This is a genomic window from Kitasatospora sp. NPDC059577 (assembly GCF_042735475.1).
GTDB lineage: Bacteria > Actinomycetota > Actinomycetes > Streptomycetales > Streptomycetaceae > Kitasatospora.
In genome coordinates, this window is record NZ_JBHWBZ010000003.1 from 1,181 (window position 1) to 2,671 (window position 1,491).

The window sequence follows — 1,491 nt, forward strand, 5'->3', positions numbered from 1 at the left end:
TTCAACCGTGACCGTGACGACCGTCCGCGTCGTGACGACCGCCCGTCGGGCGGGTTCAACCGCGACGACCGTGGCGGCGACCGCGGCGGTTTCCGTCGTGACGACCGCCCCTCCGGTGGTGGCTTCCGTCGGGATGACCGTCCGGGTGGCTTCAACCGTGACCGTGACGACCGTCCGCGTCGTGACGACCGCCCGTCGGGCGGGTTCAACCGCGACGACCGTGGCGGCGACCGCGGCGGTTTCCGCGGTGGCGACCGTCCCTCCGGTGGCTTCAACCGTGACGACCGTGGCGGCGACCGCGGTGGTTTCCGTCGTGACGACCGCGGTGGCGACCGTGGCGGCTACCGCGGTGGCGACCGGCAGGGCGGCGGCTTCCGTCGCGGTGGCGACGACCGCCGCGACGACCGCCGTGACGACCGGGGCGGTCGGGACTACGACGACCGCCGGGGCAACTACGAGCCCGTCAAGCGCCTGCCGATCCCGGAGGACGTCACGGGCTTCGAGCTGGACGCGGACGTGCGCCAGGAGCTCAAGAGCCTGCCCAAGACCCTCGCGGACGACGTCGCCCGCAACCTGGTGATGGTGGCCCGCCTGCTCGACGGCGAGCCGGAGGAGGCCTACCAGTTCTCGCGCGTCGCGCTCCGGCTGGCGTCCCGCGTGGCTGCCGTCCGTGAGGCGGCCGGGTTCGCCTCGTACATGACGCAGCGCTACTCCGAGGCGCTGACCGAGTTCCGTGCCGCCCGTCGGATGACGGGCCGGGCGGACCTGTGGCCGGTGATGGCCGACTGCGAGCGCGGTCTGGGCCGTCCGGAGCGGGCGCTGGCGATGGCCGGTGAGCCCGAGGTGAAGCAGCTGGACAAGGCCGGTCAGGTGGAGATGCGCCTGGTCGCGGCCGGTGCCCGCGCCGACATGGAGCAGTTCGACGCCGCCGTGGTGACCCTGCAGAGCCCGGAGCTGGCCTCCAGCGCCGTGCACCCGTGGACCGCGCGTCTGCGGTACGCCTACGCCGAGGCGCTGATCGCGGCCGGCCGTGGCGACGAGGCTCGTGAGTGGTTCGCCAAGGCGGCCGACGCCGACACCGACGGCACCACCAACGCCTCGGAGCGGCTCGCCGAGATCGACGGCGTGGAGTTCACCGACGCGCTCGACCCGGAGCTGGCCGAGGACGAGTCCGAGCAGGCCGAGGCCCCGGCGAAGAAGCGTGGCGGCGACGTCTCCGAGGACAGCGTGATCTTCGAGGACGAAGAGGACGTCGAGGAGTTCTACGACGACGACGACCTCGAGATCGACGAGGACTTCGACGGTGTGGTGCGCGAGCGCGCCCAGGACGCCGAGTCCGAGAGCGTGAAGTCCGAGAGCGTGAAGGCCGACGACGCCGACGCCAAGAGCTGAGCGAACGCAACGCCGTGAGGCCCTGCCGTTCCCGGGAGGACCCGGGACCGCCCGGGCCCCACCCCGTCCCGGGCCCGGCCCGGGGGCCGCCGGGGGCGG

1 protein-coding gene is annotated in these 1,491 nt (G+C 73.4%); it reads left to right on the forward strand.

Going from position 1 to position 1,491, the window contains the following annotated elements; all coding sequences use genetic code 11:
• The first annotated feature begins 471 nt into the window (after nucleotides 1-471).
• Entirely contained in the window at nucleotides 472-1,392 is a 921-nt protein-coding gene (locus ACFV0O_RS04040; RefSeq protein WP_380336658.1) for a tetratricopeptide repeat protein, read from the forward strand.
• The last annotated feature ends 99 nt before the right edge of the window (nucleotides 1,393-1,491 follow it).